24 protein-coding genes are annotated in these 25,312 nt (G+C 61.1%); 14 read left to right on the plus strand and 10 right to left on the minus strand.

From position 1 onward, the window contains the following. Nucleotides 1-182 precede the first annotated feature (182 nt). The 4 genes from AC1DPR_RS12715 to AC1DPR_RS12730 all read left to right on the plus strand — a co-directional run bounded on the left by AC1DPR_RS12715 (nucleotide 183) and on the right by AC1DPR_RS12730 (nucleotide 4,885). Nucleotides 183-1,235, plus strand: a complete 1,053-nt coding sequence (locus tag AC1DPR_RS12715; protein WP_477816433.1) for a sugar phosphate isomerase/epimerase family protein — start codon at nucleotides 183-185, stop codon at nucleotides 1,233-1,235. Between the two features lie 114 nt (nucleotides 1,236-1,349). Further along, nucleotides 1,350-2,537 carry a Gfo/Idh/MocA family protein gene (locus tag AC1DPR_RS12720; RefSeq protein ID WP_018856539.1) on the plus strand — a complete coding sequence of 396 codons (1,188 nt, stop codon included), beginning with the start codon at nucleotides 1,350-1,352 and terminating at the stop codon, nucleotides 2,535-2,537. 126 nt (nucleotides 2,538-2,663) lie between these two features. Then, nucleotides 2,664-3,047 carry a hypothetical protein gene (locus tag AC1DPR_RS12725; RefSeq protein ID WP_018856540.1) on the plus strand — a complete coding sequence of 128 codons (384 nt, stop codon included), beginning with the start codon at nucleotides 2,664-2,666 and terminating at the stop codon, nucleotides 3,045-3,047. Nucleotides 3,048-3,283: 236 nt separating this feature from the next. Then, nucleotides 3,284-4,885, plus strand: coding sequence for an ABC-F family ATP-binding cassette domain-containing protein (locus tag AC1DPR_RS12730; RefSeq protein WP_018856541.1), 1,602 nt, complete (start codon nucleotides 3,284-3,286; stop codon nucleotides 4,883-4,885). A gap of 17 nt (nucleotides 4,886-4,902) precedes the next feature. Here AC1DPR_RS12730 and AC1DPR_RS12735 read toward each other — a convergent pair whose 3' ends face one another. Both AC1DPR_RS12735 and AC1DPR_RS12740 read right to left on the minus strand, forming a co-directional pair. After that, nucleotides 4,903-5,631, minus strand: coding sequence for an esterase family protein (locus AC1DPR_RS12735; protein WP_018856542.1), 729 nt, complete (start codon nucleotides 5,629-5,631; stop codon nucleotides 4,903-4,905). Continuing rightward, nucleotides 5,628-6,593, minus strand: a complete 966-nt coding sequence (locus tag AC1DPR_RS12740; RefSeq protein ID WP_018856543.1) for an acetylxylan esterase — start codon at nucleotides 6,591-6,593, stop codon at nucleotides 5,628-5,630. Before AC1DPR_RS12740 ends, AC1DPR_RS12735 begins: the two co-directional genes overlap by 4 nt. A 169-nt stretch (nucleotides 6,594-6,762) precedes the next feature. Between AC1DPR_RS12740 and AC1DPR_RS12745 the strand changes: the two genes are divergently transcribed. The 3 genes from AC1DPR_RS12745 to AC1DPR_RS12755 all read left to right on the plus strand — a co-directional run bounded on the left by AC1DPR_RS12745 (nucleotide 6,763) and on the right by AC1DPR_RS12755 (nucleotide 11,105). Further along, the gene (locus AC1DPR_RS12745; RefSeq protein ID WP_026371714.1) at nucleotides 6,763-8,136 is read left to right on the plus strand and encodes a GH1 family beta-glucosidase; all 1,374 of its coding nucleotides are present in this window, start codon (nucleotides 6,763-6,765) and stop codon (nucleotides 8,134-8,136) included. Between the two features lie 43 nt (nucleotides 8,137-8,179). Further along, complete coding sequence (locus tag AC1DPR_RS12750; RefSeq protein WP_018856545.1) at nucleotides 8,180-8,728, plus strand: NADPH-dependent FMN reductase; 549 nt, start codon at nucleotides 8,180-8,182, stop codon at nucleotides 8,726-8,728. A gap of 166 nt (nucleotides 8,729-8,894) precedes the next feature. Beyond that, a complete protein-coding gene (locus AC1DPR_RS12755; RefSeq protein ID WP_113470623.1) occupies nucleotides 8,895-11,105 on the plus strand; it encodes a bifunctional diguanylate cyclase/phosphodiesterase in 2,211 nt (736 codons plus the stop codon). On the opposite strand, the gene trhO is transcribed toward AC1DPR_RS12755, so the two are convergent. Genes trhO through AC1DPR_RS12770 form a run of 3 tightly spaced genes read right to left on the minus strand, consistent with a single transcriptional unit; the run spans nucleotide 11,106 to nucleotide 13,475 of the window. Beyond that, on the minus strand, nucleotides 11,106-12,047 hold the full coding sequence (trhO, locus tag AC1DPR_RS12760) for an oxygen-dependent tRNA uridine(34) hydroxylase TrhO (RefSeq protein WP_018856547.1): 942 nt from the start codon (nucleotides 12,045-12,047) through the stop codon (nucleotides 11,106-11,108). Continuing rightward, a complete protein-coding gene (locus AC1DPR_RS12765) occupies nucleotides 12,044-13,009 on the minus strand; it encodes a CHAD domain-containing protein (protein ID WP_477816434.1) in 966 nt (321 codons plus the stop codon). Before AC1DPR_RS12765 ends, trhO begins: the two co-directional genes overlap by 4 nt. Then, the gene (locus AC1DPR_RS12770; protein ID WP_018856550.1) at nucleotides 12,987-13,475 is read right to left on the minus strand and encodes a CYTH domain-containing protein; all 489 of its coding nucleotides are present in this window, start codon (nucleotides 13,473-13,475) and stop codon (nucleotides 12,987-12,989) included. The genes AC1DPR_RS12765 and AC1DPR_RS12770 overlap by 23 nt, the downstream gene beginning before the upstream one ends. A gap of 155 nt (nucleotides 13,476-13,630) precedes the next feature. Here AC1DPR_RS12770 and AC1DPR_RS12775 point away from each other — a divergent pair, with 155 nt between their 5' ends. From AC1DPR_RS12775 to AC1DPR_RS12790, 4 genes are all read left to right on the plus strand, one after another. After that, a complete protein-coding gene (locus AC1DPR_RS12775) occupies nucleotides 13,631-14,269 on the plus strand; it encodes a 2-dehydro-3-deoxy-phosphogluconate aldolase (protein WP_018856551.1) in 639 nt (212 codons plus the stop codon). 107 nt (nucleotides 14,270-14,376) lie between these two features. Further along, the gene (locus AC1DPR_RS12780) at nucleotides 14,377-15,087 is read left to right on the plus strand and encodes a tellurite resistance TerB family protein (protein ID WP_113470626.1); all 711 of its coding nucleotides are present in this window, start codon (nucleotides 14,377-14,379) and stop codon (nucleotides 15,085-15,087) included. 70 nt (nucleotides 15,088-15,157) lie between these two features. Continuing rightward, entirely contained in the window at nucleotides 15,158-15,850 is a 693-nt protein-coding gene (locus tag AC1DPR_RS12785) for a GNAT family N-acetyltransferase (protein WP_113470627.1), read from the plus strand. Then, a complete protein-coding gene (locus tag AC1DPR_RS12790) occupies nucleotides 15,847-16,062 on the plus strand; it encodes a hypothetical protein (protein WP_018856554.1) in 216 nt (71 codons plus the stop codon). Before AC1DPR_RS12785 ends, AC1DPR_RS12790 begins: the two co-directional genes overlap by 4 nt. Nucleotides 16,063-16,073: 11 nt before the next feature. Here AC1DPR_RS12790 and AC1DPR_RS12795 read toward each other — a convergent pair whose 3' ends face one another. From AC1DPR_RS12795 to AC1DPR_RS12805, 3 genes are all read right to left on the minus strand, one after another. After that, the gene (locus AC1DPR_RS12795; protein ID WP_018856555.1) at nucleotides 16,074-17,153 is read right to left on the minus strand and encodes a nickel/cobalt transporter; all 1,080 of its coding nucleotides are present in this window, start codon (nucleotides 17,151-17,153) and stop codon (nucleotides 16,074-16,076) included. Further along, nucleotides 17,147-17,788 (minus strand): DUF1007 family protein, encoded by a 642-nt coding sequence (locus AC1DPR_RS12800; protein ID WP_018856556.1) that lies wholly within the window; start codon nucleotides 17,786-17,788, stop codon nucleotides 17,147-17,149. The genes AC1DPR_RS12795 and AC1DPR_RS12800 overlap by 7 nt, the downstream gene beginning before the upstream one ends. A gap of 87 nt (nucleotides 17,789-17,875) precedes the next feature. Further along, nucleotides 17,876-18,769 carry a LysR family transcriptional regulator gene (locus AC1DPR_RS12805; RefSeq protein ID WP_018856557.1) on the minus strand — a complete coding sequence of 298 codons (894 nt, stop codon included), beginning with the start codon at nucleotides 18,767-18,769 and terminating at the stop codon, nucleotides 17,876-17,878. A gap of 566 nt (nucleotides 18,770-19,335) precedes the next feature. Between AC1DPR_RS12805 and odc2 the strand changes: the two genes are divergently transcribed. The 3 genes from odc2 to AC1DPR_RS12820 all read left to right on the plus strand — a co-directional run bounded on the left by odc2 (nucleotide 19,336) and on the right by AC1DPR_RS12820 (nucleotide 23,091). Further along, nucleotides 19,336-20,469 carry an ornithine/lysine decarboxylase gene (gene odc2 / locus AC1DPR_RS12810; protein ID WP_025658907.1) on the plus strand — a complete coding sequence of 378 codons (1,134 nt, stop codon included), beginning with the start codon at nucleotides 19,336-19,338 and terminating at the stop codon, nucleotides 20,467-20,469. An 88-nt stretch (nucleotides 20,470-20,557) separates the two neighbouring features. Further along, nucleotides 20,558-21,148 carry a GNAT family N-acetyltransferase gene (locus tag AC1DPR_RS12815; protein WP_018856560.1) on the plus strand — a complete coding sequence of 197 codons (591 nt, stop codon included), beginning with the start codon at nucleotides 20,558-20,560 and terminating at the stop codon, nucleotides 21,146-21,148. A 932-nt stretch (nucleotides 21,149-22,080) separates the two neighbouring features. Further along, entirely contained in the window at nucleotides 22,081-23,091 is a 1,011-nt protein-coding gene (locus AC1DPR_RS12820) for a serine hydrolase domain-containing protein (protein WP_113470629.1), read from the plus strand. A gap of 20 nt (nucleotides 23,092-23,111) precedes the next feature. Here AC1DPR_RS12820 and AC1DPR_RS12825 read toward each other — a convergent pair whose 3' ends face one another. After that, nucleotides 23,112-24,101: a WD40 repeat domain-containing protein gene (locus AC1DPR_RS12825; protein ID WP_026371715.1), complete on the minus strand. Its 990-nt coding sequence runs from the start codon at nucleotides 24,099-24,101 to the stop codon at nucleotides 23,112-23,114. After that, the gene (locus AC1DPR_RS12830; RefSeq protein ID WP_018856564.1) at nucleotides 24,101-25,213 is read right to left on the minus strand and encodes a CobW family GTP-binding protein; all 1,113 of its coding nucleotides are present in this window, start codon (nucleotides 25,211-25,213) and stop codon (nucleotides 24,101-24,103) included. The genes AC1DPR_RS12825 and AC1DPR_RS12830 overlap by 1 nt, the downstream gene beginning before the upstream one ends. Between the last annotated feature and the right edge of the window lie 99 nt (nucleotides 25,214-25,312).

Raw genomic sequence — 25,312 nt, forward strand, 5'->3', positions numbered from 1 at the left:
GCGACGAGAAATGCGGTACGTACATCTTGCAGCCCGAGACCGACCGTGGTTAAGTCGGCCGCCTTCGATCTCCGCCCGGTGGGGAAGATTTGTAGTTTCGCCGAAATCGGCTTGCAGACTTCAAATCGCGTGCTAGAACACTATCAAAAACGTTTACGGTCATCTTTTAGGGAGGAATTGACATGAAAACGATCAAAGGTCCAGGCCTGTTCCTTGGCCAGTTCGCGGGCGATGCCGCGCCTTTCAATTCGTGGGATTCGATCACCAAATGGGCAGCCGACATCGGCTACAAGGGCGTGCAGGTTCCGACCTGGGCGGGCCAGCTGATCGATCTCAAGAAAGCAGCGTCCTCGAAGGATTATTGTGACGAATTCGCCGGCGTCGCACGCAAGAACGGCGTCGAAGTCACCGAGCTTTCCACCCATCTTCAGGGTCAGCTCGTCGCCGTGCATCCGGCCTATGACGAAGCCTTCGACGGCTTTRCAGCACCTGAGGTGCGCGGCAATCCGAAGGCGCGTCAGGAATGGGCTGTCGAACAGGTCAAGATGGCGCTGACGGCGTCCAAGCACCTCGGCATCAAGGCACATGCGACCTTCTCCGGCGCGCTCGCCTGGCCCTTCATCTATCCGTGGCCGCAGCGCCCGGCCGGTCTTGTCGAAACCGCCTTCGACGAGCTTGCCAAGCGCTGGACGCCGATCCTCGACCATGCCGACGAAAACGGCGTCGACGTCTGCTACGAAATCCATCCGGGCGAAGACCTGCACGACGGTATCACGTTCGAGATGTTCCTCGAGCGCGTGAAGAACCATCCGCGCGCCAACATGCTCTATGATCCGTCGCACTATGTGCTGCAGTGCCTGGATTACCTCGACAACATCGACATCTACAAGGACCGGATCAAGATGTTCCACGTCAAGGATGCCGAGTTCAACCCGACCGGTCGCCAGGGCGTCTATGGCGGTTACCAGGGCTGGGTCGAGCGTGCCGGCCGCTTCCGTTCGCTCGGCGACGGCCAGGTCGATTTCGGCGCGGTCTTCTCGAAGATGACGGCCAACAACTTCGACGGCTGGGCCGTGGTCGAATGGGAATGCGCGCTGAAGCATCCGGAGGATGGCGCCCGCGAAGGTGCCGAGTTCGTCAAGGCGCACATCATTCGCGTCACCGAGAAGGCGTTTGACGACTTCGCAGCGGGAGGTACGGACCAGGCGGCCAACCGCCGCATGCTCGGTCTCTGAGGCCGCGGCCCTCTCGACAGGAGGGCTGATTGGAACGCAGCGGGAAGGGCTCTCCCTTCCCCAGCCGACCGAGGGAAGGGCTGTTTCTGCCCTACGCAAATTCAGGAGGAACCAATGGCAATTGAAGCATCTACAGAACAAGCGCGCGAACCGCGCATCCGTCTCGGCATGGTCGGCGGCGGTGCCGGCGCGTTCATCGGCGCCGTTCACCGCATCGCGGCCCGCATCGACGACCAGTACGATCTGATATCAGGCGCGCTGTCGTCAACGCCGGAAAAGGCGATTGCATCGGGCCGCGACCTCGGCCTCGATCCGTCGCGCACCTATTCCAGCTATCGCGAGATGGCGATCCGCGAAGCCAAGCTGAAGAACGGCATCGAGGCGGTTTCGATCGTCACGCCGAACCATGTGCACTATGACGCCGCGAAGGAATTCCTGCGTCGCGGCATTCACGTCATCTGCGACAAGCCGCTGACCTCGAACCTTGCCGACGCCAAGAAGCTGAAGAAGGTCGCCGACGAGAGCGGCGCTCTCTTCATCCTCACGCACAACTACACCGGCTATCCGATGGTTCGCCAGGCACGCGAGATGATCGCCAATGGCGAACTCGGCGACATCCGGATCGTCCAGGCCGAATATCCGCAGGATTGGCTGACCGAGGCCGTCGAGCAGACAGGCGCCAAGCAGGCCGTGTGGCGCACCGACCCGGCGCAGTCGGGTGCGGGCGGCTCGACCGGCGATATCGGCACGCATGCCTATAACCTCGCGTCCTTCGTATCAGGCCTCGAACTCGACAGCCTGGCTGCTGATCTCGACAGCTTTGTGCCCGGCCGGCGGCTGGACGACAACGCTCACGTTATGCTTCGCTTCAAGGCGAAGGGGTCGGAGAAGGCGGCCAAGGGCATGCTCTGGTGCAGCCAGGTGGCCCCCGGCCATGAGAACGGTCTGAAGGTCCGCGTCTATGGCACCAAGGGCGGTCTCGAATGGGTTCAGGCCGATCCGAACTATCTGTGGTTTACGCCGTTCGGCGAGCCGAAGCGCCTGATCACCCGCAACGGCGCCGGTTCCGGCCCGGCGGCGGCCCGCGTTTCGCGCATCCCGTCCGGTCACCCGGAGGGCTATCTCGAAGCCTTCGCGACGATCTACACGGAAGCTGCGCACGCCATCAACGCGCACAAGAAGGGCAAGGCGGTCGACAAGGCCGTCGTTTACCCGACCGTTGATGACGGCGTGAAGGGCGTTGCCTTCGTCGAAGCCTGTGTGGCTTCTTCGAAGAAGAACGGTGCCTGGGTCAAGGTCTGATCCTCACTCGACTACTCTGACGGATAAAACTAATGAGCGCGTTTCCTAGAATATTAGGATGCGCGCTCATTGTCGTTTAACAATGCTATGGCAGAAAATGCGCGCAACCACATGGAGAGATGGTCGATGAAAGTTTCTGCCAAAGTTCTGACATGCGCGTTTGCGCTCGCTGCGTTTCCGGCATTGTCGCAGGAAGTCCCCAACCGCGCACCGAACTTCTACGCCGGCGAGCGTGCTCTCGGCACGGTCAAGGTGCAGACGACGATGTCCCTCTCGGTGCCTGTTGAGGTCGGGCAGGAAATCGGTGAACAGATCAAGGCAGCCCAGAAAGGGCTCTACACGATGGCTAGCGAGCAATGTGATCTCATCCTGCAGGCACTGGCCGAAAGCTGCCAGATCACCAACCTCACCAGCAGCGTGGATCTCAATCGCGGTGGGCGCAACGAAATCCTCGTGAATGCCGCAGTGACAATGGCCGTGAAGGTCAAGGACGCAGCGAAGGGGCCCTAACCAGCACGGCGTCATTGAGACGCCGAAGTGCAAGCCCGCTTCGATTTATCCGGCAAAGGGTGGCCAGGTCAGGCACGGACCGTCGCCGGTTTGCGGTTCCACCCGATATCGCCTTGATTTCAGCCCTCTGCCCGCCTAGATTGCGGCCATCGCCAATACCAACAGGATGTGTGCAGCAATGGATTCCACGCCGATCGCAACGCCAGCTCGCCTTGCCATTCGGGAGTCCTTTATCCATGCCTGCATCCATTACCCTATCCAATCTGTTGTGGTCCACGCCTGACGGGCGACCCCTTCTTTCCCATCTCGATCTGAGCTTCGGCGCCGAGCGAACCGGTCTTGTCGGCCGCAATGGTGTCGGCAAGACGACGCTGCTCAAGCTCGTCTCTGGCGAACTGCAGCCGCAATCCGGCAGCATTGCCTTTGGCGGACGGCTCGGCATCCTGCGCCAGTCGGTCCAGGTGGAGGAGGGTGCAACGGTCGCCGATCTCTTCGATGCCAGTGATGCGCTCGCAATCCTTCGCCGCGCCGAAGCTGGCGACGCCACTGCCGACGAACTCGCCATTGCTGATTGGACGATCGAGGCGCGTATCGCCGCGGCGATCGAACGCGTCGGGCTGGACGCAGAACCGGAGACGTTGCTTATCTCGCTTTCCGGCGGCCAGCGGACGCGTGTGGGTCTTGCGGCCCTCGTCTTCTCCGATCCCGATTTCCTGATCCTCGACGAGCCGACCAACAATCTCGACCGGGATGGGCGGGAGGCTATCATCACGTTGCTTTCCGGCTGGCGCGCCGGCGCCATCGTCGTCAGCCATGATCGGGAGTTGCTCGATACCATGGATGCGATCGTCGAGATCACCAGCCTCGGTGCCCGGCGATATGGTGGAAACTGGAGCGCCTTTCAGGTGCGCAAGGCGCTTGAGCTCGCCGCCGCCGAGCACGACCTCGCGGACGCGGAGCGGCGTGTTGCCGATGTGGTCCGCAGCGCCCAGGTCGCGGCGGAACGACAGGCCCGCAGCGATCGCAACGGCCGCAAGAAGGCGGCAAGAAGCGATATGCCGCGTATCGTCGCCGGTGGCCTCAAGCGGGCGGCGGAAAACACCAGCGGCAACAAGGTTCGCCTTGGCGAAAAACGCCGCGAGGAGGCGATGGAGGAGGCGGCCGCGGCGCGGCAGCGGATCGAGATCCTGCAGCCCTTTTCAGCGCAACTCGCGTCAACCGGGTTGCCGCCCGGCAGGCATGTCTTGCGGTTGGAGCGCGTCACCGCGGGCTATCGGCCCGAGGCGCCGATCATCCGAAACCTCTCTTTTGCCATGACCGGCCCCGATCGCGTCGCGATCGCCGGGCCGAACGGCTCCGGCAAGACGACAGTGCTGGCGCTGATCACAGGCGTGCTGCAGCCGTGGTCCGGGACCGTTTCCGTCATGACCGGCTTTTCACTGTTCGATCAGAGTGTCAGTCTGCTCGATCGATCGTTGTCGATCCGCGAGAATTTTAGCAATCTCAATCCCCAGGCCAATGAGAATGCCTGCCGTGCGGCGCTGGCGCGTTTCATGTTCCGGGCGGATGCCGCCCTGCAGCAGGTGTCGACGCTCTCGGGCGGGCAGTTGCTGCGCGCCGGTCTTGCCTGTGTTCTCGGTGGCGCAAAGCCGCCGCCGCTGCTCATCCTCGACGAACCGACCAACCATCTGGATATCGATTCCATTGCAGCCGTAGAAGCGGGGCTGCAGGCCTATGACGGAGCGCTGCTTGTCGTCAGCCACGACGAGGTGTTTCTGGAGAATATCGGCATATCGCGTCTGCTTCAGCTTCCGCTTGGCGAAGAGCTTCTTCTCTAGGCGGGCCGGGTGCGGGGTCAGATGTAAAGGCCGGCCATCTTGCGCCAGGCGCCTGCCCGGTGAGCGCGGCCTTCCCAGACATGCAGCTGGTGGCCGACCTGCTTCTCCGCCAGCAGCCGGCTGAGGTGATAGTTGTTGTCGAGGAAGGGGTCGGCGTCACCGATGGTCAGGACGATCTCGACCTCGCGCAGCTTATCCAGCTGCCAGCCGCCGTTTAGCCCCGGCAGGAAGTGCGTCGGCGTGTGGAAATAGACCGTGTCGTCGTAATAGCCGTCGAACAGATCGCCGAAGGAGTCGACCCTGATCGTCAGGTCGTAGCGGCCGGAGAAGGCAACCAGCTTGCGGAACAGATGCGGATGCCGGAAGACCAGGCTGGCGGCCTGGAAGGCGCCGAGGCTGCAGCCATGCACGATGGTGCACTCATGTCCGTTCTTCGATGCCATCAGCGGCAGGACTTCGTTCAGGATATAGTCTTCGAAGGCCGTGTGGCGGCGGATTCGGTCAGCCGGATGCCGGTCGAAGCCGTAGAAGGTCTCTGTGGCCAGCCCCTCGATGCAATAGAGCTGCAGCTGGCCGGCTTGCAGCTTGTCGGAAAGGCTTTCGACCACGCCGAGCCTTTCGTATTCCCAGAAACGTCCCTCGCGGGTCGGAAACATCAGGACCTTGGCGCCGGCATGGCCGAACACCAGCAGTTCCATCTCGCGATGCAGGCGTGGACTATGCCAGCGCAGATATTCCCGGTTCATAACACCTTGAAGAAATCTCGGACTTTCTCGCGCAGTACCGCGTTCTGCTCAGTGCTGCCGGGATAATCGAAGTGCCCCGCATCCAATATGAAGGTTTCATTATATTTTGATGTCGGAAGGGCGTTGGCCACCGCGAACTGGCAGGGCGGCGCGACGGCGGGGTCGAAGAGGGCGACGGCTGCGAGCATCGGCACCTCGATCCGGCTTGCGGCACTGGCTGCGTCGAACATCCGCAGGGTCTCGAGAACGCTTCCATGTGTCGTCTGGTATGTCTGCACGGAATCTGCGCTGCCGACGGTCGGTAGCGTCAGCCATAGCTCCCGGTCGCCGAAGGTCGGGACGACGAGGTGGCCGCGATCGATGCGCGGATCGAACGGGATCGCCAGCGCGCCGATGCCGCCGCCGAAGCTGACGCCGCTGTAGCCGATGTGGCCTGAGAGCCATGGATAAAGTGTGAGAAGCGACGAGACGGCAAGCCAGAGATCATCGACGCAGCCGCCGATGATGTAGGTGTTCGGGTTGTCGATACCCTGCAGGACATGCCCCGACGCATCGGCCGGAATGGGCGGGCGGGCGCTGAGCGACAGGCCACGGGCGCAGGGGAAGAAAATGGCAGCTTCCTCGACAGGCAGGTCGAAATCGGGCGCATCGCGGCCGCCATAGCCGTGGCCCACCACCAATCCGCGGCGCACCGGCAGCCGCCGTGGCAGGAGCAGCCAGCCGCCGATCTCGAATCCACCGGTCGAGGTGTAGGTGATGTCGAGGACCTGCCAGTCGGGATGCGTCAGGCTGCTCTTTCGAAGCACCGGCTGCGGGTCGGTGGCGATCGCTCTTTCGTATCGGGCCTGCCAGAACGCATCGAACCCCGGCGGCGCTTCGGGCGGAACGATCGCTCGGAGGTCGGCAAGGGTCATGCCGTAGGTGGGGTTAAAGGCGAAGGGGTGTGTGGTGGGAATGCTCATGGGAGGGTTGTTTCGCGAAAGGGCGCGCAATGCAAGGCGGGAGCGCCTGATGCGCAAGGCGCCCCCGGAACGGCTAACCTGAAACGTTACAGCATTGTCATTTCCACGCTGTACAACATCGGTCCGCTTGGCTAAACCGCCTCTTGAAACCATGAAGAACGGGATTTTCATGATCGATCCGAAGACCCTTGCTGCCCGCTTCCCGGGCGATTTCACGTTCGGCGTTGCGACGGCGGCGTTTCAGATTGAAGGCGCTTCCAAGGCAGACGGCCGCAAGCCCTCCATCTGGGATGCCTTCTGCAACATGCCGGGTCGCGTATTCAACCGCGACAATGGCGATGTCGCCTGCGATCACTATAACAGGCTCGATCAGGACCTCGATCTCATCAAGTCCATGGGCGTCGACGCCTACCGCTTCTCGATCGCCTGGCCGCGCATCATTCCTGATGGTACCGGCCCGGTAAACGAGGCGGGCCTCGATTTCTACGATCGTCTCGTCGATGGCTGCAAGGCGCGTGGCATCAAGACCTTCGCAACGCTTTACCATTGGGATCTGCCGCTGCTTCTCGCCGGCGACGGCGGCTGGACGGCGCGCTCGACGACCTATGCATTCCAGCGCTACGCCAAGACAGTGATGGCCCGCCTCGGCGACCGCCTCGATAGCGTCGCGACCTTCAACGAGCCATGGTGCATCGTCTGGCTCAGCCATCTCTATGGCATTCATGCGCCGGGCGAACGCAATATGCAGGCAGCGCTTCACGCCATGCACCACATGAATCTCGCGCATGGCCTCGGCGTCGAAGCGATCCGCGCGGAAGCGCCCAACGTGCCTGTAGGCCTCGTGCTCAACGCCATGTCCGTCATGCCGGGCTCCGACAGCGCTGCCGACATTGCGGCTGGCGAACGCGCGCACCAGTTCCACAACGGCGCCTTCTTCGATCCGGTCTTCAAGGGCGAGTACCCGAAGGAGTTCCTGGAAGCACTCGGCGAGCGCATGCCCGTTGTGGAAGAGGGTGATCTCAAGATCATCAATCAGAAGCTCGACTGGTGGGGCCTCAACTATTACACGCCGTTGCGAGTTGCTGATGATCCGGCAAAGAACGGCGACTTCCCCTGGACTGTCGAGGCGCCACGCGTCAGCGACTTTAAGACCGATATCGGCTGGGAAGTATATGCGCCTGGCCTGAAGAACGTCGTCGAGGATCTCTATCGCCGCTACGAGCTGCCGGAGTGCTACATCACCGAGAACGGCGCCTGCTACAACATGGACGTCGTCAACGGCGAGGTCGACGACCAGCCGCGCCTCGACTATTACAGCGAGCACCTCGATACCGTCGCCGACCTGATCAAGGACGGGTATCCGATGCGCGGCTACTTCGCCTGGAGCCTGATGGACAATTTCGAATGGGCCGAGGGCTACCGGATGCGGTTCGGCCTCGTGCATGTTGATTACGAGACCCAGGTCCGCACGGTAAAGAAGAGCGGCAAGTGGTACAGCGAACTTGCGGCACAGTTCCCGAAGGGCAACCACAAGAGCAGCTGACGAGCGCATGGCGCGAATCGGCGCCGTGGCTTAAACCGTGCGCATGGAAAAGCCGCTCTTCCTCTATGCGCTCTGCGGCAGCCAGCGAAAGGCTTCGACCAATCGCCGGCTGCTCGAAGCCCTGCGGGATAATGCGCCCGCAGGCGTCGTAGTCGAGATCTGCGAGCTGATCGGCGAGCTGCCGATCTTCAACCCGGACCGCGAGGGCGAGAACACGCCAGCGATCGTCGAAGAGTTTGCAGCCAAGATCCGTGCGGCCAACGGCATTATCGTCGCATGTCCGGAATATGCCCATGGCCTGCCCGGGGGATTGAAGAACGCGCTTGATTGGCTCGTTTCCCGCGACGAAGTGCCGTTCAAGCCCGCAATGATTGCGCATGCCTCGCATCGCGGCGATTTCGCCCTCGAGCAGTTGACCGAAGTACTGAAGACGATGTCGCTGCGGCTTGTCGACGAGGCTTTTCTAAAGATCTCGTTGCTTGGCAAGACGGATGGCGGACAATCTGACGTCCTTGCCGAAGCCGTGAAAAGCGGGCTTCTCGTATCTGTGCTTGTAAAATTCTGCGCTGCAATCAATCGCGTTGGCGTCTGACTCATTCCGTCAAGTTGCGGAAAACATTGCGTAATCAATGTATTTTCCTGACGTTTTGGGGGCTAGCGGTTATGGCGAAAAAATCGCCGATGATTAATCGTTACATCGATCCCTTAACCGTTTTTTGAGCCCTAGCTGGCAGACTTCCGTGATCGGGGAGCAATGAATGCGGGCAATTTTCGGGGGCAACAAGAAAGTATCGGGCATCGGTCGTCATGCGACGGTCGCCGGCGTGCTTTTCTCCTTTGCCATTGTTGTCGCAATTGTCACGACGCTCGTGTTGAGCGCGCTCGAGCGCGTTGCGGATCGATCCAACGTGCTGGATGACGAGCGCTCCCGTGAAACTGTCTCCGGCGCCCTGAAGACCTTCGAGATGCAGTTGGGCGCGACGCTCAACGATTATGCAGCCTGGGACGATGCCGCGGTGAACGTCTATGCCGCCGATGGCATGGCCTGGACGATCAGCAACTACGGCGAAATGTCGGTCAACAGCGCCCTCTTCGATATGGCAATCGTGATCGATGACGAGAAGAAGTCGATCATGGCCTATCAGGAAGGCAAGCCGATGGAAGGCGCGCTGGACGATTTCTTCTCGCCCGCGCTCTGGTCACTCTTCGACAAGGTGAAAGCGGCGGGCCTGCAGGACAACCCGGAGGCGACAGGTTTCGTCGATACCAAATCCGGTATTGCGGCGGTCGGCGTCGCGCTGGTGCGCGAGAAATCCGGCGCGCTCGATATGCCGGCAGAAAAACATCGCTATCTCATCTTTGCCCGCCACCTAGGTTCCGAGAGGGTGGCCGAACTTGGCGCGACCTATGTGGTCGACGGTTTGAAGCTGGTCGCCCCTGATTTCGAAGCCCCGTATTCGGTGGCGATCGCCGACGCCAAAGCGGCCATGCTCGGCAAGCTCATCTGGCTGTCGCGGGGGCCCGGCGATATCGGCTATGGCGAAGTTCGTCCGATGGTCGTCAAGGCACTCGGACTTGTCGGCTTGTTCTTCATCGTTCTGCTCATCATCGGTTGGCTGGCGCTACGCCGCCTCAAGGCCGAGGAAATCATTGCCCGAGAGGAAGCCAATCGTGACCGGTTGAGCGGCCTGTTGAACCGAGATGGGCTTGGAACCGCGATCGACGCCTTCGTTGCCGAGGCAGCGCAAACGCATCGCAATGTGCTCATCCTCTATCTCGATCTCGACGGCTTCAAGGAAGTCAACGACGCTTATGGTCATGGCACCGGCGATCAGCTGATCCGCGCGGTCGCAGCTGGCCTCAACGTGCTCATTCCTGTGGGCGCCGTGCTCGCCCGCATCGGCGGCGACGAGTTCGCCATCGCTTTTGTCTCCGAGAGTGAGCACGCCGTTGCCCTGCAGCTTTCCGAGCAGATCCTGGACTTCCTCGCAGAACCGCTGGAGATCGGCCGGCGCGTCGTCGTCATCGGTGCAAGCATCGGCATCGCCATGTCGGAGGGTGGTGCGATCGACCGCGAGGAACTGGTGCGCCGGGCTGACCTTGCCATGTACAAGGCCAAGGAAGCCGGCCGTGCACGCATGACGCTTTACGATCCAGCCATGGACGCCGACCGGGCCGAGCGCAATGCGCTGGAACTCGATTTGCGCATGGCGATCGAAGGCGGTGATTTGCAGATTGCCTATCAGCCGCTGATCGATGCTGCGACCCATGAAATGACGGGCGTCGAGGCGTTGGTGCGATGGAACCGCCCGGGTCACGGGCCGGTCTCGCCTGAAGTGTTTATCCCCATTGCGGAAACCAGCGGGCTTATCGAAGCGCTGGGGCTCTTTGTTTTGCGCAAGGCCTGCGAGACAGCCAAGCAATGGCCGGAACTGCGCATCTCGGTCAATGTTTCTCCGGGGCAGTTCCGTAACCCGGCCTTTGTCGACTATGTCCGATACGTGCTGAAGCAGACGGAGATCGAGGCCAAGCGGGTGACCCTTGAAGTCACCGAAGGTTACATGATCCAGAACCCTCAGCGTACCCGGCAGGCGATCGAGCGACTGAAGACACTCGGCGTCAAGGTTGCGCTCGACGACTTCGGCTCGGGCTTTTCTTCCATCGGCTACCTGCGCCAGTTCGGCTTCGACCGCATCAAGATCGACCGCTCGCTGGTCATGGACATCCTGGAAAGCGACAGCCAACGCGAAATGCTGCAGGCGACGGTGGCACTTGCCCGCTCGCTCGACATTCCGGTCACGGCCGAGGGTATCGAGACCGAAGAGCAGGGCATAGCGGTGCGGCTCTTCGGCTGTGATACGTTACAGGGCTACTTCTTTGGCCGGCCGATGCCGGCCGATCAGATCACCGAACGGCTGATGCGGTCGCGCGCGGCAAAGGTCACCACCCGCCGCACCAACGCCGCCTAATCAGGTTCCGATGTGCTTTTGGCCACGCTTCTTGGCGAGCGCGATCTGATGCTGCCGCTGGCGGTAGCGCAGGCGGTCGTCTTCGCTGCGCGTGCTGTAGCAGTTGCTGCAGGAAACGCCTTCCTCGTAGTGAGGTGAGGTGATCTCCTCAGCTGTTATCGGATTGCGGCAGGCGTGGCAAAGCTTGTGTTCGCCTTCCTTTAGGCCATGCTCGACCGAGACGCGCTCGTCGAAGACGAAGCAGGCGCCATCCCAGAGGCTTTCTTCCTGCGGGACTTCCTCGAGATACTTCAGGATGCCGCCCTTGAGGTGATAGACCTCCTCGAAGCCCTGCTCCTTCATGAAGGCGGTTGCCTTCTCGCAGCGGATGCCGCCGGTGCAATACATGGCGATCTTCGGCTTGTTGTGCAGGCCGGTATTGTTGCGCACCCAGTCCGGAAACTCGCGGAAGGTCTTCGTATTCGGGTCAACAGCACCGCGGAAGATGCCGATTGCCGTCTCATAGTCGTTGCGCGTGTCGATGACGATCGTGTCGGGATCGGAGATCAGCGCATTCCAGTCCTGCGGCGCGACATAGGTGCCGACCACCTTGTTCGGATCGATGTTCTCGACGCCCATGGTGACGATCTCTTTCTTGAGCTTCACCTTCATGCGCAGGAATGGCATCTTCGATGCGTGGCTTTCCTTGTGCTCGAGCGCGGCAAATTCCGGCTGCGCGCACAGGTAGGCGAGCACTGTCTTGATGCCCGCGTCCGGTCCGGCGATCGTGCCGTTGATCCCCTCGTGCGCCAGAAGCAGCGTACCCTTCACGCCATTGTCTTCGCAAAGTGCCTGCAGCGGCTCGCGCAGGCTTTCGAAGCGCGGCACGGAAACAAAATGGTAAAGCGCCGCGACGAGAAAAGGGCTCGCCGCTGCCGTCGGTTGGGTCAGCGTGTCTGTCATACGGCTGGAAATACAGGTTTCGGCCCGCGAACGCAATCGGCGGGATCGTCGCGGTTAGCAACGGCCCTCCAGAGCAGCGCGATCCGGTCCGCTTCCTTGTCATAATCTTTCGGGAACACATCCTCGGCACGGTCCAGCGCTGCATTCCGATCTTCCTGCTGGCGGAAGATGATGGCGTCGAGCAGACGGGCGAGATCGTCCGCACCCGGAAAAAGGTGCGGCTCTGCCTCGACGAGTTCGCAGAGCACATCGAGATCGTGGACGTGACCGAGCAGATCAACGAGTTGGCTGGCCGCTTCGTACTTCGCCTTCATTGCCGTCGGCCACAGGGGGCGGAGAAGAGTGTGATAGGCGCGGTAGTCCTGCGTCCGTTTGCGCAATGTATGGAAGGTTTCCGCCGAGGCTTCGTCGTGACAGGAGGCAATTGCTTTCTGCGCTCCGCGGACGGTTTTTCGCCAGCCTTTGGCGATCAGTCGCGCATTCTTGCTCTGACGGCCGTTGAACTCGATTGTGTCGAGCGCGGCGATGGCCTCCCCAAGCATGCCGGGTATTTCCGATAGCCGCTGCTCCAGGCCGCTCTCGGCGGCCCCAAGCATACGATCGCGGCGCATCTCGAGTGCAGAGACGATGCGGCCGAGTGTCTCACCCTCCTCGGCATCGCGCGCGTTCTCCTTCAGGTAGACGGCAGTGTCGATCAGCGCCGCGGCATCACGGATTGTGGAGACGGATTTGGCGACGTCGCGGAGCCTGGCGTTCTCCCGCTCGCGAAAGGCCGGGATGTCCCTGGCGACGAGGCGATAGAGCGAGCGAACGCGTTTCAGGTTCTTGCGGAAGTCATGGATGGCCTCGTGCGTGCCATTCGGCCTCTCTTCAATAATGTCTATCGCCTCTCGCAGGTGGCCAGCGGCCGCTCTACGAAATTCGTCTGTGAGATGGTGGTCAGGCCGTATGCGAAAAGGCATGCCTATCGTGCTCGAATTCGGTGGCAAGGGCCTGATTTGAGTAGCGGAAATCACCTGTAACTTCACGGCCGATCCAGGCGGGCAGCGTTGGATTGTCGTCTTCCGAATCCATTTCGACTTCTGCGATTACCAGTCCGTGGTGCTCGCCGGCGAAGACATCGACCTCCCAGACAAAACCATCATGGGGGACGCGGTGGCGCGTCTTCTCGATGACAATGCCGACTGCCTCCTTCAAGAGCTCTTCAGCGTCGCCAACAGGGATATCGTACTCGAATTCGTCGCGCGTCATCGTGCTGCGGCCTATCTTGACCGTCAGCCGTGCTTTCTTGTCATCCAGCACACGAATGCGGACCGATCGGTCGTCCATGGAGGCAATGTAGCCCTGCCGTAGCTTCGATTTCGTCTCGGCTTCGGAACGCCATGCATCGCTGCGTACTAGAAACTTCCGCTCGATTTCTTTCGCCATTTCCGATGACCTTTTGTGACGATTTTATTACGCTAGCCTAATTTTCCCGCTATGGGTACCCATTCTGTTACGAGGATAGGTTTTGTCTCGACAAAGCGCACCCTTGGAGGTATTTCGAGACCCGAATTCAATCGTTTCAAAAGGATCACGCGGCCATGGGCGAAAAGACAGAAAAGCTCCTTTCCATCCTGAAACTTCAGCCTGTTGTACCGGTTCTGATCGTCGATGACGTCAAGTCCGCGGTTTCGCTGGCGCGTGCTCTTGTCGCAGGCGGCCTGAAGGCGATCGAAATCACCATGCGCACGCCAGCCGCCCTCGATGCCGTTCGCGCCGTTGCCGACGAGGTCGAAGGCGCTGAGGTGGGTGCCGGCACCATTCTCAACGCCGCCCATTGGGATGCCGCGGTCGCTGCCGGCTCGAAATTCGTCGTCAGCCCGGGCGCGACGCAGGAGCTGCTGGATGCGGCCCGCAATTCCTCCGTTCCGCTGCTGCCGGGTGCTGCGACCGCAAGCGAGGTCATGGCGCTGCGCGAGGAAGGCTACAAGGTGCTGAAGTTCTTCCCGGCAGAACAGGCTGGCGGCGCTGCCTATCTCAAGGCGCTGTCTTCGCCGCTCGCAGGTACAGTCTTCTGCCCGACCGGCGGCATCTCGCTGAAGAATGCGATGGATTACCTGTCGCTGCCGAACGTTATCTGCGTCGGCGGCTCCTGGGTGGCTCCGAAGGAATTGGTTGCTGCGGGCGATTGGGCCGGCATCACCAAGCTCGCGTCGGAAGCCGCTGCACTGAAGGCTTGATTCCAGGATAAACGGCATTTGATGCAGGCGGCATTTCCGCCTGCATTTGTATTTTGGGCGTCAGCACCTATCTCCCATTTGGCCTCTAGACAGGGAGATGATGAGGAATGATCGACGCGAAGAAGCTTCTTGAGCAGTTTCTGGGTTCGCAGGTGCCGGGTGTCGGCGGTACCGTCAAGGACCGGGCGGGCGACGCGATCCAGATGGCCAAGGACAATCCGTGGAAAGCCGGTGCGCTGGCAACCGTTCTGCTCGGGACCAAGGCTGGACGCAGCATTGCCGGCAATGCGCTTACTATCGGCGGTCTCGCTGCGATCGCGGGTCTCGGCTATCAGGCCTATAAGAATTATCAGGCAGGGCAGGCGCCGGCTACTCCGTCCGATGCGCCCCCACCAAGGACGGCCGTGCTGCCGCCCCCCGCTGACTCCGGCTTCAGCACCGGTTCCCCCGCCCAAAGCAACGAATTCGTACTCGTTCTCATCCGCGCCATGATCGCCGCGGCCAAGGCCGATGGCCATGTCAACGATGACGAACGCGCCCTCATCCTCGAGAAGATCAGGGCCGCGGATGTCGCCGCCGAAGCCGCCTTCTTCATCGAACGGGAGTTGTCGCTGCCGACGGATCTCGACGCACTGGTTGCCGCCGCCGAGACTGAGGAGCAGCGGGTGGAGCTCTACACCGCGTCACGCCTGACCATTGAGCCGGATTCGCGCGCCGAGCGCGGCTATCTCGACCTGCTGGCTGGTCGCCTTGGCCTTCCCGATGCTTTGGTCGACCACATCGAGGCGACGGTGTCCTCCGCCAAGGTCAGCCTCTAAAAGCATCATTCGGCCAGTTGCCTTTCCCAGGCGGCTGGCCTAAGCCATGTCTCCTTACCCGGAGGAGCGTATGCGCGATCTATCGAATTTCAAGGGCTGTCCGGCACCCCAGCCGGTGACCCTCAGGGGGCGTTTTGTCACCGTCGAACCCTATGTCCGCGAGCAGCATCTGCAGGCTTTGTGGGACGGACTTGGCGGCATGGCCATCAATCCCTTGCTGCGCTACTTCTCGCAGCCCGATTTTACAGGTACCGAGGACTTCGCCGCCTGGCTTCAGTCGGTCGCCAAATCGGGTTGGCTGACGCATGTCTTCCGAGACAACAGCTCCGGCAAGATCGTCGGCATGGCGAACTACATGCGGGCCGATCCGGCCAATGGCGTGGTCGAGGTCGGCGGCGTCGCGCACGGTTCCGACATGAAGCGCTCGCCGCTCTCCACCGAAGTTCACTATCTGATGGCCAAGCATGTCTTCGAGGATCTCGGTTACCGGCGCTACGAGTGGAAATGCGACAATCTGAACGAGGCGAGCAAGACGACGGCGGCCCGCTACGGTTTCACCTACGAAGGCGTGTTCCGCCAGCACATGATTTCCAAGGGCCGCAATCGCGATACGGCCTGGTTTTCGATGCTCGATTCCGAATGGCCTGTCCTGAACGCAGCGTTCGAGGCCTGGCTGTCTCCCAGCAATTTTGATGCAGACGGCAAGCAGAAGCGGCGGCTGGAGGAAATCCGCGCCGAGCTGACCAAGGAATCGACAGAGTGACGGATCCGAGATCGGAAGGCCGTTCGCAGGCAATTGCGGCGGCCATCATCCTTATGGCCGCCGGCCTCGTGCTCTATTTCATGCCGGCCATCATTCTCGCACTTGGCAGCTACTCGCCGTATCTGGCGGCTGGTGTCGGCGCGTGCCTGGTTCTGGCTTTTTTCGTCGTCTTCTGGCTGAGGGCGCGATATCAGCGCCAGCGCGGTAAATAGCGCCGTAGGCTCTAGCCCTGTAGCGAGGCGCCGAGCAGCAGTGCGCCCATGGCAATCACCAGCAGGGCGCCTAGGATTTCGATCGTATTCCCGATCCACACCGACGCGGCTGAGCCGCGCCCGGCGAGGCGCATCGCAGTGCCTTTGGCAGTGACCGCGAGCGTTGCCAGCATCGCGACCGTTATCGCGGTGCCAAGCGACATCGCGATCACCGATAGCACGCCGCCGAGATAGAGGCCGTTCAGCAGCGAGAATGTCATGACCAGCAGCGCGCCCGAGCAGGGGCGTAAGCCAACGGCGATGATGGCCGACCAGGCTTCGCGGACATTGAACTTCTCGGCCTTGAGCAGGGACGGATCGGGCATGTGCGATTGGCCGCAGGTCTCGCAGGCCATGCCGGCAATGAACTTGTGCCCGGCTCTGAGCGCCTGTGCTTCACCGAAGGCGTAGCTCGAACCTTGCTTCTGCGCTGCATTGTCCTGCCAGTCCAGCATCATGCTGACGGGGCCAGACGACGTTGCCATGACCTCACGGCGTGGCATGCCTGCAATGATCCCCCGCAGCTTGCGGAACAACAGCCAGCAACCGAAGAGGATGACCAGGATGAAGCTGGCAATCTCCATCGCCTGCGTCGCGGCCGTCAGGCTTATGCCGGTGCCGCGCAGCACCAGCCATGCACCGCCGACAAGTGCGATTGCGACAAATCCCTGGAGGAAGGCGGAGACGAAGGAGATGGATACGCCGCGTTTCAGCTCGATCTCATTGGCGATCATGTAGGAGGAGATAACAGCCTTACCGTGCCCGGGGCCGGCGGCGTGAAAGACGCCATAGGCGAAGGAGAGGCCGATCAGCGCCCAGAGATGCCAGGAATCCGCACGCATGGCTCGCAGCGCACCCGTCAGGGCACGATAGAAGGCCTGCTGCTGTGCATTGACATAGAGGAGGAGGGGAGCAAGCGGGCCGCCCGTCGGCTGGAAGCTCGGTTCCGATGTGCCGATGCCGAGCGGCGACTGCGCATGCGCAACGGCCATGCCCGCGACCAGCACGAATGCGGCGCCGAGCGCAATCGGCCGAAGCCGGTGTCTCAGCATGTGAGATCCAGTCGCGTCGCGAAGAGCTTCGACATGTTCGTCCCCGTCGGGTCGTTGAAGAAAGCGTCGGTCAAGGACTGCTTGTTCTCGGCGATCACCTGGTCGGCATCGGGGCGGACGACCTGGTGCTTGCAACTTTTGAACCGGTCGCCGACCAGAACCAGCTCGTTGTCGGTCGGGAAGTCGATCGAGGTGTAGAGCGTCGGGTCGTAGACACCGAAGGTAAGGCCTCCCTTGAGCGGCATCTTTTCTGCCGGCTTGACGGCGAAGAACATCAGCAACTGACCCTGCTTGTAGTCCACATGGATCAGGTCGGGCTTCTCGACCTTTATATTCTTACCGTTCATCGTAAGGTTCATGTAGTAGTCGTAGTCGACCAGCGAATCCCGCACGGTCTTGCCGACCTCGGCCAGCTCGTTCGGGTCCAGCTTCAGATCGGTGTTCTTGTCGAAATCCATCACGACGGACGACGAGAATACCTCGTCGAAGCGCCAGACGTTGCGCAGTTCAGCAACGTTGCCGTCGTCATCGGCGACGACCTCCAGCCGCGCTTCGACAAACACATGCGGGTGTGCAAAGGCTGCGGCTGGCAAAAGCGACAGGAGCGACGCCATCAGGAATGTCGATTTCTTCATGCGTGCTCTTACTGCGGGATCCCAAACTCACCTGATTCCTCGCCAGTAAATGGGACGGAATTGGGACCGGCCCCAGACGGGAAGCGGTCAGGAATGCTTCTTGAACCAATTGTGAAGGTAGTCGACGAAGATGCGGACCTTGGCCGGCAAGTAGCGGCGATGGGGGTAGACGGCATAGATACCGCGATCGGTCGGAATGTAATCGTTGAACAGCGTCACCAGCTCGCCGCTCTCGATCGGCTTGCGGGCGATGAAATCGGGAATCAGCGCGACGCCGATGCCTGACAGTGCGGCGCGCAGCGTCGCATGTGGGCTGTTGACCTCCATGGGGCCTGTCACCGCAACGGCAAAAGATGTGCTGTCCGGATTGTAGAAGCGAATGCTGCCCTGGCTGCGCGAGTTGGTGTCGACGATGAAGGGGACGTTCGACAGATCCGATGGGTGGGCAAGATCCGGATGGCGCTCCACGAAGTCGGGTGTCGCGCAAAGATGGACGCGGAAATCCGAGATCTTGCGGGCGATCATGCCGGAGTCCTCGAGCTTGGTCACGCGAATGGCGACATCGAAGCCTTCCTCGATGAGATCGACGAATCGGTCGTCCGCGGCGATCTCCAGCGCGAGATCCGGGTTTTCCTTGGCGAAGTCGATCAGCGACTGGCCGACCTCGGCATCGACGAAGGTGCGTGGCACCGAGACCTTCAGTCGGCCCTTCAGTTGGGCGTTATTCTCGCGCACGAGATCGGCGAGGTTGTCGATCTCCTTCAGGATGTCGGATGCCGTGCGGTAGTAGGTATGACCGGCCTCGGTCATGGAGAATTGGCGGGTCGTCCGGTTCAGCAGCAGGGCGCCGAGTTCGTCCTCCAATTCACGCACATATTTCGACAAAAGCGCCTTGGAGCGGCCGGTGCGCCTCGCCGCAGCCGAAAAGCCTTCTGCTTCAACGACATCGATGAAGGCGCGGATGCGGGTGAGGGTGTCCATGACGATCTCCTGAAAAAGCGCCGAACCACCATTCAAATCAGTCGGTTGCGGGCCGTTTTACCACGTTGAACAAATTGCGGTGTATTGTTCAAATATTTTCTGCCGGGAGATGCGAAAAAACCGCTTGATTATGACGGCGAATATTCCTATCTCGTGGTCAGCCCAAAGTCGCACGTGCCCATGGGTGTCCGCCGAACCCTCGAATTGGTGAGGAAATCGGTAAGGTACCTGGAATTAACCCCTCCAGTCGCTATTCTGGCCAACCGGAAAATGCGAGGACGCCTGAAGCAACGACGGTGCGGGCCTTTTTGTTCTCTCCCTGCTTTCCATCAGCGGGGGTTACTGAAGAGGCACACCTTCATTGCCGGAAGTGCGGTAGGGAACTCCCTCCAATCCATGGCAGACAAAGCCGGATCCATGTCGCTTTCGCGGCGTTGATCCATCATTTGCGCTATCAAGCGCTTGCTAAGGTTCCGGGGTCTCCACCGGCTGGTTCCTATGCGAGCGATTGATTGCCCTTTGTCCTCCGGTTTTCCGGAGCTCTGGAATTGGAAGAGGGAATCGATATGACCACCCAGCGCATCCGCGACTTTCTCGCAACCCGACGTCCCGACGGTCCCTGCCTCGTGGTCGACCTCGACGTCGTGCGCGATAATTTCTCTGCTTTCCGTCACGCCATGCCGGACAGCGCGATCTACTACGCCGTCAAGGCAAACCCGGCTCCGGAAGTCCTGAAGCTGCTCGCCGACATGGGCTCGAGCTTCGATTGCGCGTCAGTCGCTGAAATCGAAATGGCGCTCAATGCCGGTGCAACCGCTGCCCGTATTTCCTTCGGCAACACGATCAAGAAGGAACGCGACGTTGCCCGCGCGCATGCGCTCGGCGTCAGCCTCTTTGCGGTCGACAGCCACGAGGAAGTCGAGAAGATCTCGCGTGCCGCTCCCGGCGCCCGCGTGTTCTGCCGCGTCCTGACGGATGGTGAAGGTGCTGAATGGCCGCTGTCGCGCAAGTTCGGCTGCGTCCCGCAGATGGCTGTGGACGTTCTCGTCTACGCGCATCAGCTCGGCCTCGAGTCCTACGGTGTGTCGTTCCACGTCGGTTCGCAGATGACCAAGGTCGATGCCTGGGATTCAGCTCTCGCCGACGCCAAGCGCGTCTTCGTTCAGCTGGCCAAGCAGGGCATCCACCTGCAGATGGTCAACATGGGCGGCGGCTTCCCTACCAAGTATCTGCGTGATGTTCCGTCGGCGGAAGCTTACGGTCGTGCGATCTACCAGAGCCTTCGTGACCACTTCGGCAACAACCTGCCGAAGACGATCATCGAGCCGGGCCGTGGCATGGTCGGCAACGCCGGTGTCATCAAGACTGAGGTCGTGCTGATCTCGAAGAAGTCGGACAACGACGCAGCCCGCTGGGTGTTCCTCGACATCGGCAAGTTCGGCGGTCTCGCCGAGACGATGGACGAAGCCATTCGTTACCCGATCCGGACCGAGCGCGACGGCGACGAAATGGAGCCTTGCGTGATTGCCGGCCCGACCTGCGATTCCGCAGACGTGCTCTACGAGAAGAATCTTTATCCGCTGCCGATCTCCCTTTCGATTGGCGACGAGATCCTGATCGAAGGCACCGGGGCCTACACAACCACCTACTCGGCGGTCGCGTTCAACGGCTTCGAGCCGTTGAAGGCCTACGTCATCTAATATTGCCAGCCCCGTAGCCAGCCGGGGCGGCATTCTCACAATTCATATCAATCGCCGCTCATATCGGTTTTGGGTACGGGAGGCCACGATGGCCGCTGTTCTTGATTCTGTCCGCGCATTTTTTGCGCCTTCTGTCTTTACCATCGACGCCGAGAACGCTGGCGACGTCGTGGCTCGCGAAAACCTGCTGGATCGTGCCATGGGCGCGAACCGCCGCAAGAAGTCGTCGGAAAAGATCCGCCGCGGCCGTGTGCCGGCTGAAGGCCTGGCGCTGGTTGCACGCGATCGCGACGGCCATGTCATCGGCACCGTGCGCCTGTGGAACGTCGAGGCCGGCGTCAACGCCGAAGGCACGCCGATCAACGCGCTGCTGCTCGGGCCGCTGGCGGTTGATGCGAGCTTCGAGGGCAAGGGCGTCGGTTCGGCGCTGATGCGCGCCGCCATGCTGGAAGCGAAGAACCGTGGGCATGGCGCGATCCTGCTCGTCGGCGATGCCCCTTACTACGAACGTTTCGGTTTTTTTTCCGGGAAGGCTCAACATCTCGTCATGCCGGGTCCCTTCGAACGCTCGCGCTTCCTGGCGCTGGAGCTCATCGAGGGCTGGCTTGACGGTGCGGCCGGCATGATCGTCCCCTCGGGGCGGATGCTGGCAAGCGCCCCGGTCCGCAGGGCGGCGTGATCGGCAAGGCCTCTCCCCTGATGGGGAGGGGCCTTTTGTTTTCTCGTTTTTCGGAAATCAAGTTTAGGAGGCGCCGGAAAACCGGACGAACGCTTAGCCTAAACTTTTATGACTGCGTGCCCCCTCAGGCTTCAATTATTTGACGACGCTTGTGTCGACCAATTGAGTTCCGGCAGTCTGAACGACATTTTCAGGTATAGCGGCGATGAAGAACATCGTGAAAGCATAAACCGCGAATATAGTCGCTGCGGCAGTGGCCCTTAGAATCATTCATGCACTCCTATTCTCAGGAGTCCAATGTGGGCTCAAAAAGTGGCTTTCCAAAGAGTTTTCTGAACGCCAGATGAACAAAAAACTGTGAGAGCAAAAATTAATGATATTTTAGCAACACCTGAGTTTCGCCCCAAAGTGGGCGAAATTCCTGATTTGTTCTCACGAATTTGCAATTATTTCAAGCATATAGATGAAAGTTTGGGCATTGGTTTTCCTCGCTGGCGCGTGGTCGCCCTATAATCTCCTCGTCATCTGGCAGGGAGCCGGGTTCATGAACCGGTCCGCCTTCCGTTCATATTTCGGCGCTCGATGATGGTTGCCGAGGCTGGGTCGGATACCGTCAGGGTTGAAGATCCATCGGGGAATCGGGATCGGGAGACGCTCCTGTCGACTTTGAGAAGCCGGAAAGCTCGCCGCAATCGGGCAGGCGATGCAGCCTGACATCCCATTCCGCTACCCCAAATCGCCTGCCCACTCCTATCGGGAAAACCGTCACGAAGCATGGCTTCGCGCGGCGCCTTGGGCTGCCTGCGGGATGGCGGCCTACGCCTGTGGTCGTGTTCATCAGACGCGTCCCTGCCGATCATAAATTTTCACGTCCGCGTGAGCCGCATCGGGCGGACGATGATTTTGCGTTCTGCCTACGCTAGCTCAGCGAAATGATCACGCGCCTCGCTTTGCTCGTCGCTTTTCTGCTGTCGCCGCTCGCTGCCGTTGCACAGCCGGAGAACGGCCGGACGGCAGTTTTGCTCGAGAGCTTGTCCTCACGCGTGGAGTTGAAGCCGCTGAGAACCGTGATCGTCGCCAGGGATGGGCGGACGGTGGCGGAACAGGGCTACGGCGACCACGCCGCGACTGAGTCAGTCAACATCAAGTCCGCTTCCAAATCGATCATTTCATGCCTCGTCGGCATCGCCATCGAAAAGAAACTGCTGGAAAGCCCGGACCAACGGATCGCTCCGATCCTGAAAGCTGAGCTGCCTGCCGATCCCGATCCGCGGCTTAACGAGATCACCATCGGCAACCTACTTTCGATGCAGGCGGGGCTTGGTCGCCTGTCTGGTCCCAATTACGGGCGCTGGGTTGCCTCGCGCAACTGGGTGCGTTTTGCCCTTGCCCAACCTTTCGACGACGCGCCTGGCGGTCAAATGCTCTATTCGACCGCCTCCACGCACCTTCTCTCGGCGATCCTGACGAAGGTCAGCGGGAGGTCGACGCTGGCGCTCGCCCGCGAATGGCTGGCACCCGTTAGCGGCTTTAGGATCGGCGCCTGGGAGCGCGACCCGCAGGGCATCTATCTCGGCGGGAACCAGATGGCGATGACGGCCCGCTCGCTGCTGGCTTTCGGCGAACTCTATCGCAACGGCGGCAAGGCTGCGGATGGTACGCAGGTCGTGCCTGCGGACTGGATCGCGCAATCGTGGCAGCACCGCACCAATTCGCGCTTCTCCGGCGACGATTATGGCTACGGCTGGTTCTCGCGACAGATTGGCGGCGAGGAGGTCCATTTCGCCTGGGGATATGGCGGCCAGATGCTCTACATCGTCCCCTCGCTCGGCTTGACTGTTGTCATGACATCGGACGAGAGCGGCCCATCGGCGCGCACCGGCTACCGCGATGCGCTGCATGGTGTTCTTGCGGAGATTATCGAGGCGGCGCGGCTGTCCTGATAACACAGCCGCGCAAAAGCTTAGGCTGCGATATCGACGACACCGCAATCGCCGGCTTCGGAAGCGAAGGCCAGCAGCTTGCCGTTCTTGCTCCAGCTCATCGACGTGATCGCGCCTTTGCCGGGTCGGCGCAGCAGCGCTTCCTTGCTGTCGGCAATGCGGACGGCGAGGATCATGCCGTCGATGAAGCCGATCGCCAGGATGTCTTCGACAGGGTGGAACTTCACTGAGGTCGCCATGATGTTGGCGCGGGTGCCGAGCTCGAGCGGCGCTTTGCCCATCGGGCCGTCTTTGCCCTGGAATGGCCAGACGATCGCAGCCGGCGCACCTGACGAGGCAAGCCACTTGCCCTTCGCGGACCACGAGAGAGACTTCACCTTGGCGGGGTAGCCGGTCATGCGCATGTGCCGGGCTTCAGCGCCGGCCTTGCTGTCGAGCTTCCATCCGTGCAGTGCGTTCTCCTGCATCGTCGTGACGAGGAAGTTGCCGTCAGGCGAGAAGGTGACGCCGGTATGGGCGCCCTTCCATTCGAGGTCGACCGGCTTGGCAGCGGTGCCGACCCAATGCAGCGACACGCCGTTGTAGCGCGCGGCGGCAATGCGCATGCCCTTGGGCGCGAAGGCGAGGCCTTCGACGGTCCGCTCTTCGGTAAATTCCTTGGTCGTGCCGTCGGCGAGGCGCACGAGAGCGCTCTTGCCGTAGGAGTAGGCGACGGCGCCCTGCGGGCCGGCGGCAAGCTGGGAAATCCATTTGCGCGGCGCGTTTGCAAGCTCGGTCACCCCGGCATCGGCTCCGATGCGCAGCACCTTGCCGTCCTCACCGCCGGAAATCAGGCTTTCGCTATACGGGTCGCGGATGCAGCTCAGCATGCCCTGATGGGCCTCGGTCACCTTCTCGCCGCCGTCGAGGCGGTGGATGGTGCCGGCGGCATTGGCGAAGAAGGGGGTGTCACCTAAAAATTCGACGGCCAGGATATGGCCGTCGAGATCAAACGGGGCAACTGTGGGCATCAGGCCGCCGCCTCGCACGCCTTGAAGGAAGCTTCGAGCTTTTCGTGATCAAGTTCGCGGCCGATGAAGACGAGACGGGTCTCATGCTTCTCGCCGTCCTTCCAAGGGCGCTGGTGGTCACCTTCGATGATCATGTGGACACCCTGAACGACGTAGCGTTCGGGATCGTCCTTAAAGGCGATGATGCCCTTGAGGCGCAGGATATTCGGCCCCTGAGTCTGCGTGATCTTCTGGATCCAGGGGAAGAAGCGTTCCGGGTTCATTTCGCCGCCACGCAGCGAGACCGACTGCACCGTCACGTCATGGATCGGCGACATGGCGCCATGATGATGGTGGTCATGATCATGATCATGGTGGTGATGGTCATGATCGTGGTCGTGATCATGCGCATGATGATGATGGTGGTCGTGGTCGCAATCCGGACCGCAGACGTGATCGTCATGGTCATGATCAAGAAAGTGCGGATCGTTCTCCAGCGCGCGCTCCAGGTTGAAAGCCCCCTGATCGAGAACGCGGGCCAGATCGACGCCCGAGCGGCTGGTCTTGTAGACGCGGGCCGAGGGATTGATGGCGTGAACGATATCCTCGATCTGCGCCAGCTCTTCCGGCGTGACGAGGTCGGTCTTGTTAATCAGGACGACGTCGGCAAAGGCGATCTGGTCTTCGGCCTCGCGGCTGTCCTTCAGGCGCAGCGGCAGATGCTTGGCGTCGACGAGAGCGACAACCGCGTCGAGTTCCGTCTTGGCGCGCACGTCGTCATCCATGAAGAAGGTCTGGGCGACCGGCACAGGATCTGCAAGGCCCGTCGTTTCAACGATGATGCCGTCGAAACGGCCGGGGCGGCGCATCAGGCCTTCGACAACGCGGATCAGGTCGCCGCGCACGGTGCAACAGACGCAGCCATTGTTCATCTCGTAGATCTCTTCGTCGGATTCGACAATGAGGTCATTGTCGATGCCGATCTCGCCGAACTCGTTGACGATGACCGCATATTTCTTGCCGTGGTTCTCCGACAGGATGCGGTTGAGTAAGGTCGTCTTGCCGGCGCCGAGGTAGCCGGTGAGAACGGTAACGGGGATAGGCTTCTGCTGGGTGGGGATCGCGTCGGTCATAAGAACCTCGAGAGATGGCACGCCCGGGGGCGGGGCTGAAAATTCGTCGGTCTCATATAAGGAGTTGCGGGCGGCAGTTCAAAGGGTTTTGTATGTTAT

It is taken from the genome of Rhizobium sp. 01T417 (assembly GCF_056398905.1).

Coding starts and splice junctions, on each gene's coding strand:
- AC1DPR_RS12720 (WP_018856539.1), top strand. CDS start 1,350: ATGGCAATTGAAGCATCTACAGAACAAGCGCGCGAACCGCGCATCCGT.
- AC1DPR_RS12725 (WP_018856540.1), top strand. CDS start 2,664: ATGAAAGTTTCTGCCAAAGTTCTGACATGCGCGTTTGCGCTCGCTGCG.
- AC1DPR_RS12730 (WP_018856541.1), top strand. CDS start 3,284: ATGCCTGCATCCATTACCCTATCCAATCTGTTGTGGTCCACGCCTGAC.
- AC1DPR_RS12735 (WP_018856542.1), bottom strand. CDS start 5,631: ATGAACCGGGAATATCTGCGCTGGCATAGTCCACGCCTGCATCGCGAG.
- AC1DPR_RS12740 (WP_018856543.1), bottom strand. CDS start 6,593: ATGAGCATTCCCACCACACACCCCTTCGCCTTTAACCCCACCTACGGC.
- AC1DPR_RS12745 (WP_026371714.1), top strand. CDS start 6,763: ATGATCGATCCGAAGACCCTTGCTGCCCGCTTCCCGGGCGATTTCACG.
- AC1DPR_RS12750 (WP_018856545.1), top strand. CDS start 8,180: ATGGAAAAGCCGCTCTTCCTCTATGCGCTCTGCGGCAGCCAGCGAAAG.
- AC1DPR_RS12755 (WP_113470623.1), top strand. CDS start 8,895: ATGCGGGCAATTTTCGGGGGCAACAAGAAAGTATCGGGCATCGGTCGT.
- trhO (WP_018856547.1), bottom strand. CDS start 12,047: ATGACAGACACGCTGACCCAACCGACGGCAGCGGCGAGCCCTTTTCTC.
- AC1DPR_RS12765 (WP_477816434.1), bottom strand. CDS start 13,009: ATGCCTTTTCGCATACGGCCTGACCACCATCTCACAGACGAATTTCGT.
- AC1DPR_RS12770 (WP_018856550.1), bottom strand. CDS start 13,475: ATGGCGAAAGAAATCGAGCGGAAGTTTCTAGTACGCAGCGATGCATGG.
- AC1DPR_RS12775 (WP_018856551.1), top strand. CDS start 13,631: ATGGGCGAAAAGACAGAAAAGCTCCTTTCCATCCTGAAACTTCAGCCT.
- AC1DPR_RS12780 (WP_113470626.1), top strand. CDS start 14,377: ATGATCGACGCGAAGAAGCTTCTTGAGCAGTTTCTGGGTTCGCAGGTG.
- AC1DPR_RS12785 (WP_113470627.1), top strand. CDS start 15,158: ATGCGCGATCTATCGAATTTCAAGGGCTGTCCGGCACCCCAGCCGGTG.
- AC1DPR_RS12795 (WP_018856555.1), bottom strand. CDS start 17,153: ATGCTGAGACACCGGCTTCGGCCGATTGCGCTCGGCGCCGCATTCGTG.
- AC1DPR_RS12800 (WP_018856556.1), bottom strand. CDS start 17,788: ATGAAGAAATCGACATTCCTGATGGCGTCGCTCCTGTCGCTTTTGCCA.
- AC1DPR_RS12805 (WP_018856557.1), bottom strand. CDS start 18,769: ATGGACACCCTCACCCGCATCCGCGCCTTCATCGATGTCGTTGAAGCA.
- odc2 (WP_025658907.1), top strand. CDS start 19,336: ATGACCACCCAGCGCATCCGCGACTTTCTCGCAACCCGACGTCCCGAC.
- AC1DPR_RS12815 (WP_018856560.1), top strand. CDS start 20,558: ATGGCCGCTGTTCTTGATTCTGTCCGCGCATTTTTTGCGCCTTCTGTC.
- AC1DPR_RS12820 (WP_113470629.1), top strand. CDS start 22,081: ATGATCACGCGCCTCGCTTTGCTCGTCGCTTTTCTGCTGTCGCCGCTC.
- AC1DPR_RS12825 (WP_026371715.1), bottom strand. CDS start 24,101: ATGCCCACAGTTGCCCCGTTTGATCTCGACGGCCATATCCTGGCCGTC.
- AC1DPR_RS12830 (WP_018856564.1), bottom strand. CDS start 25,213: ATGACCGACGCGATCCCCACCCAGCAGAAGCCTATCCCCGTTACCGTT.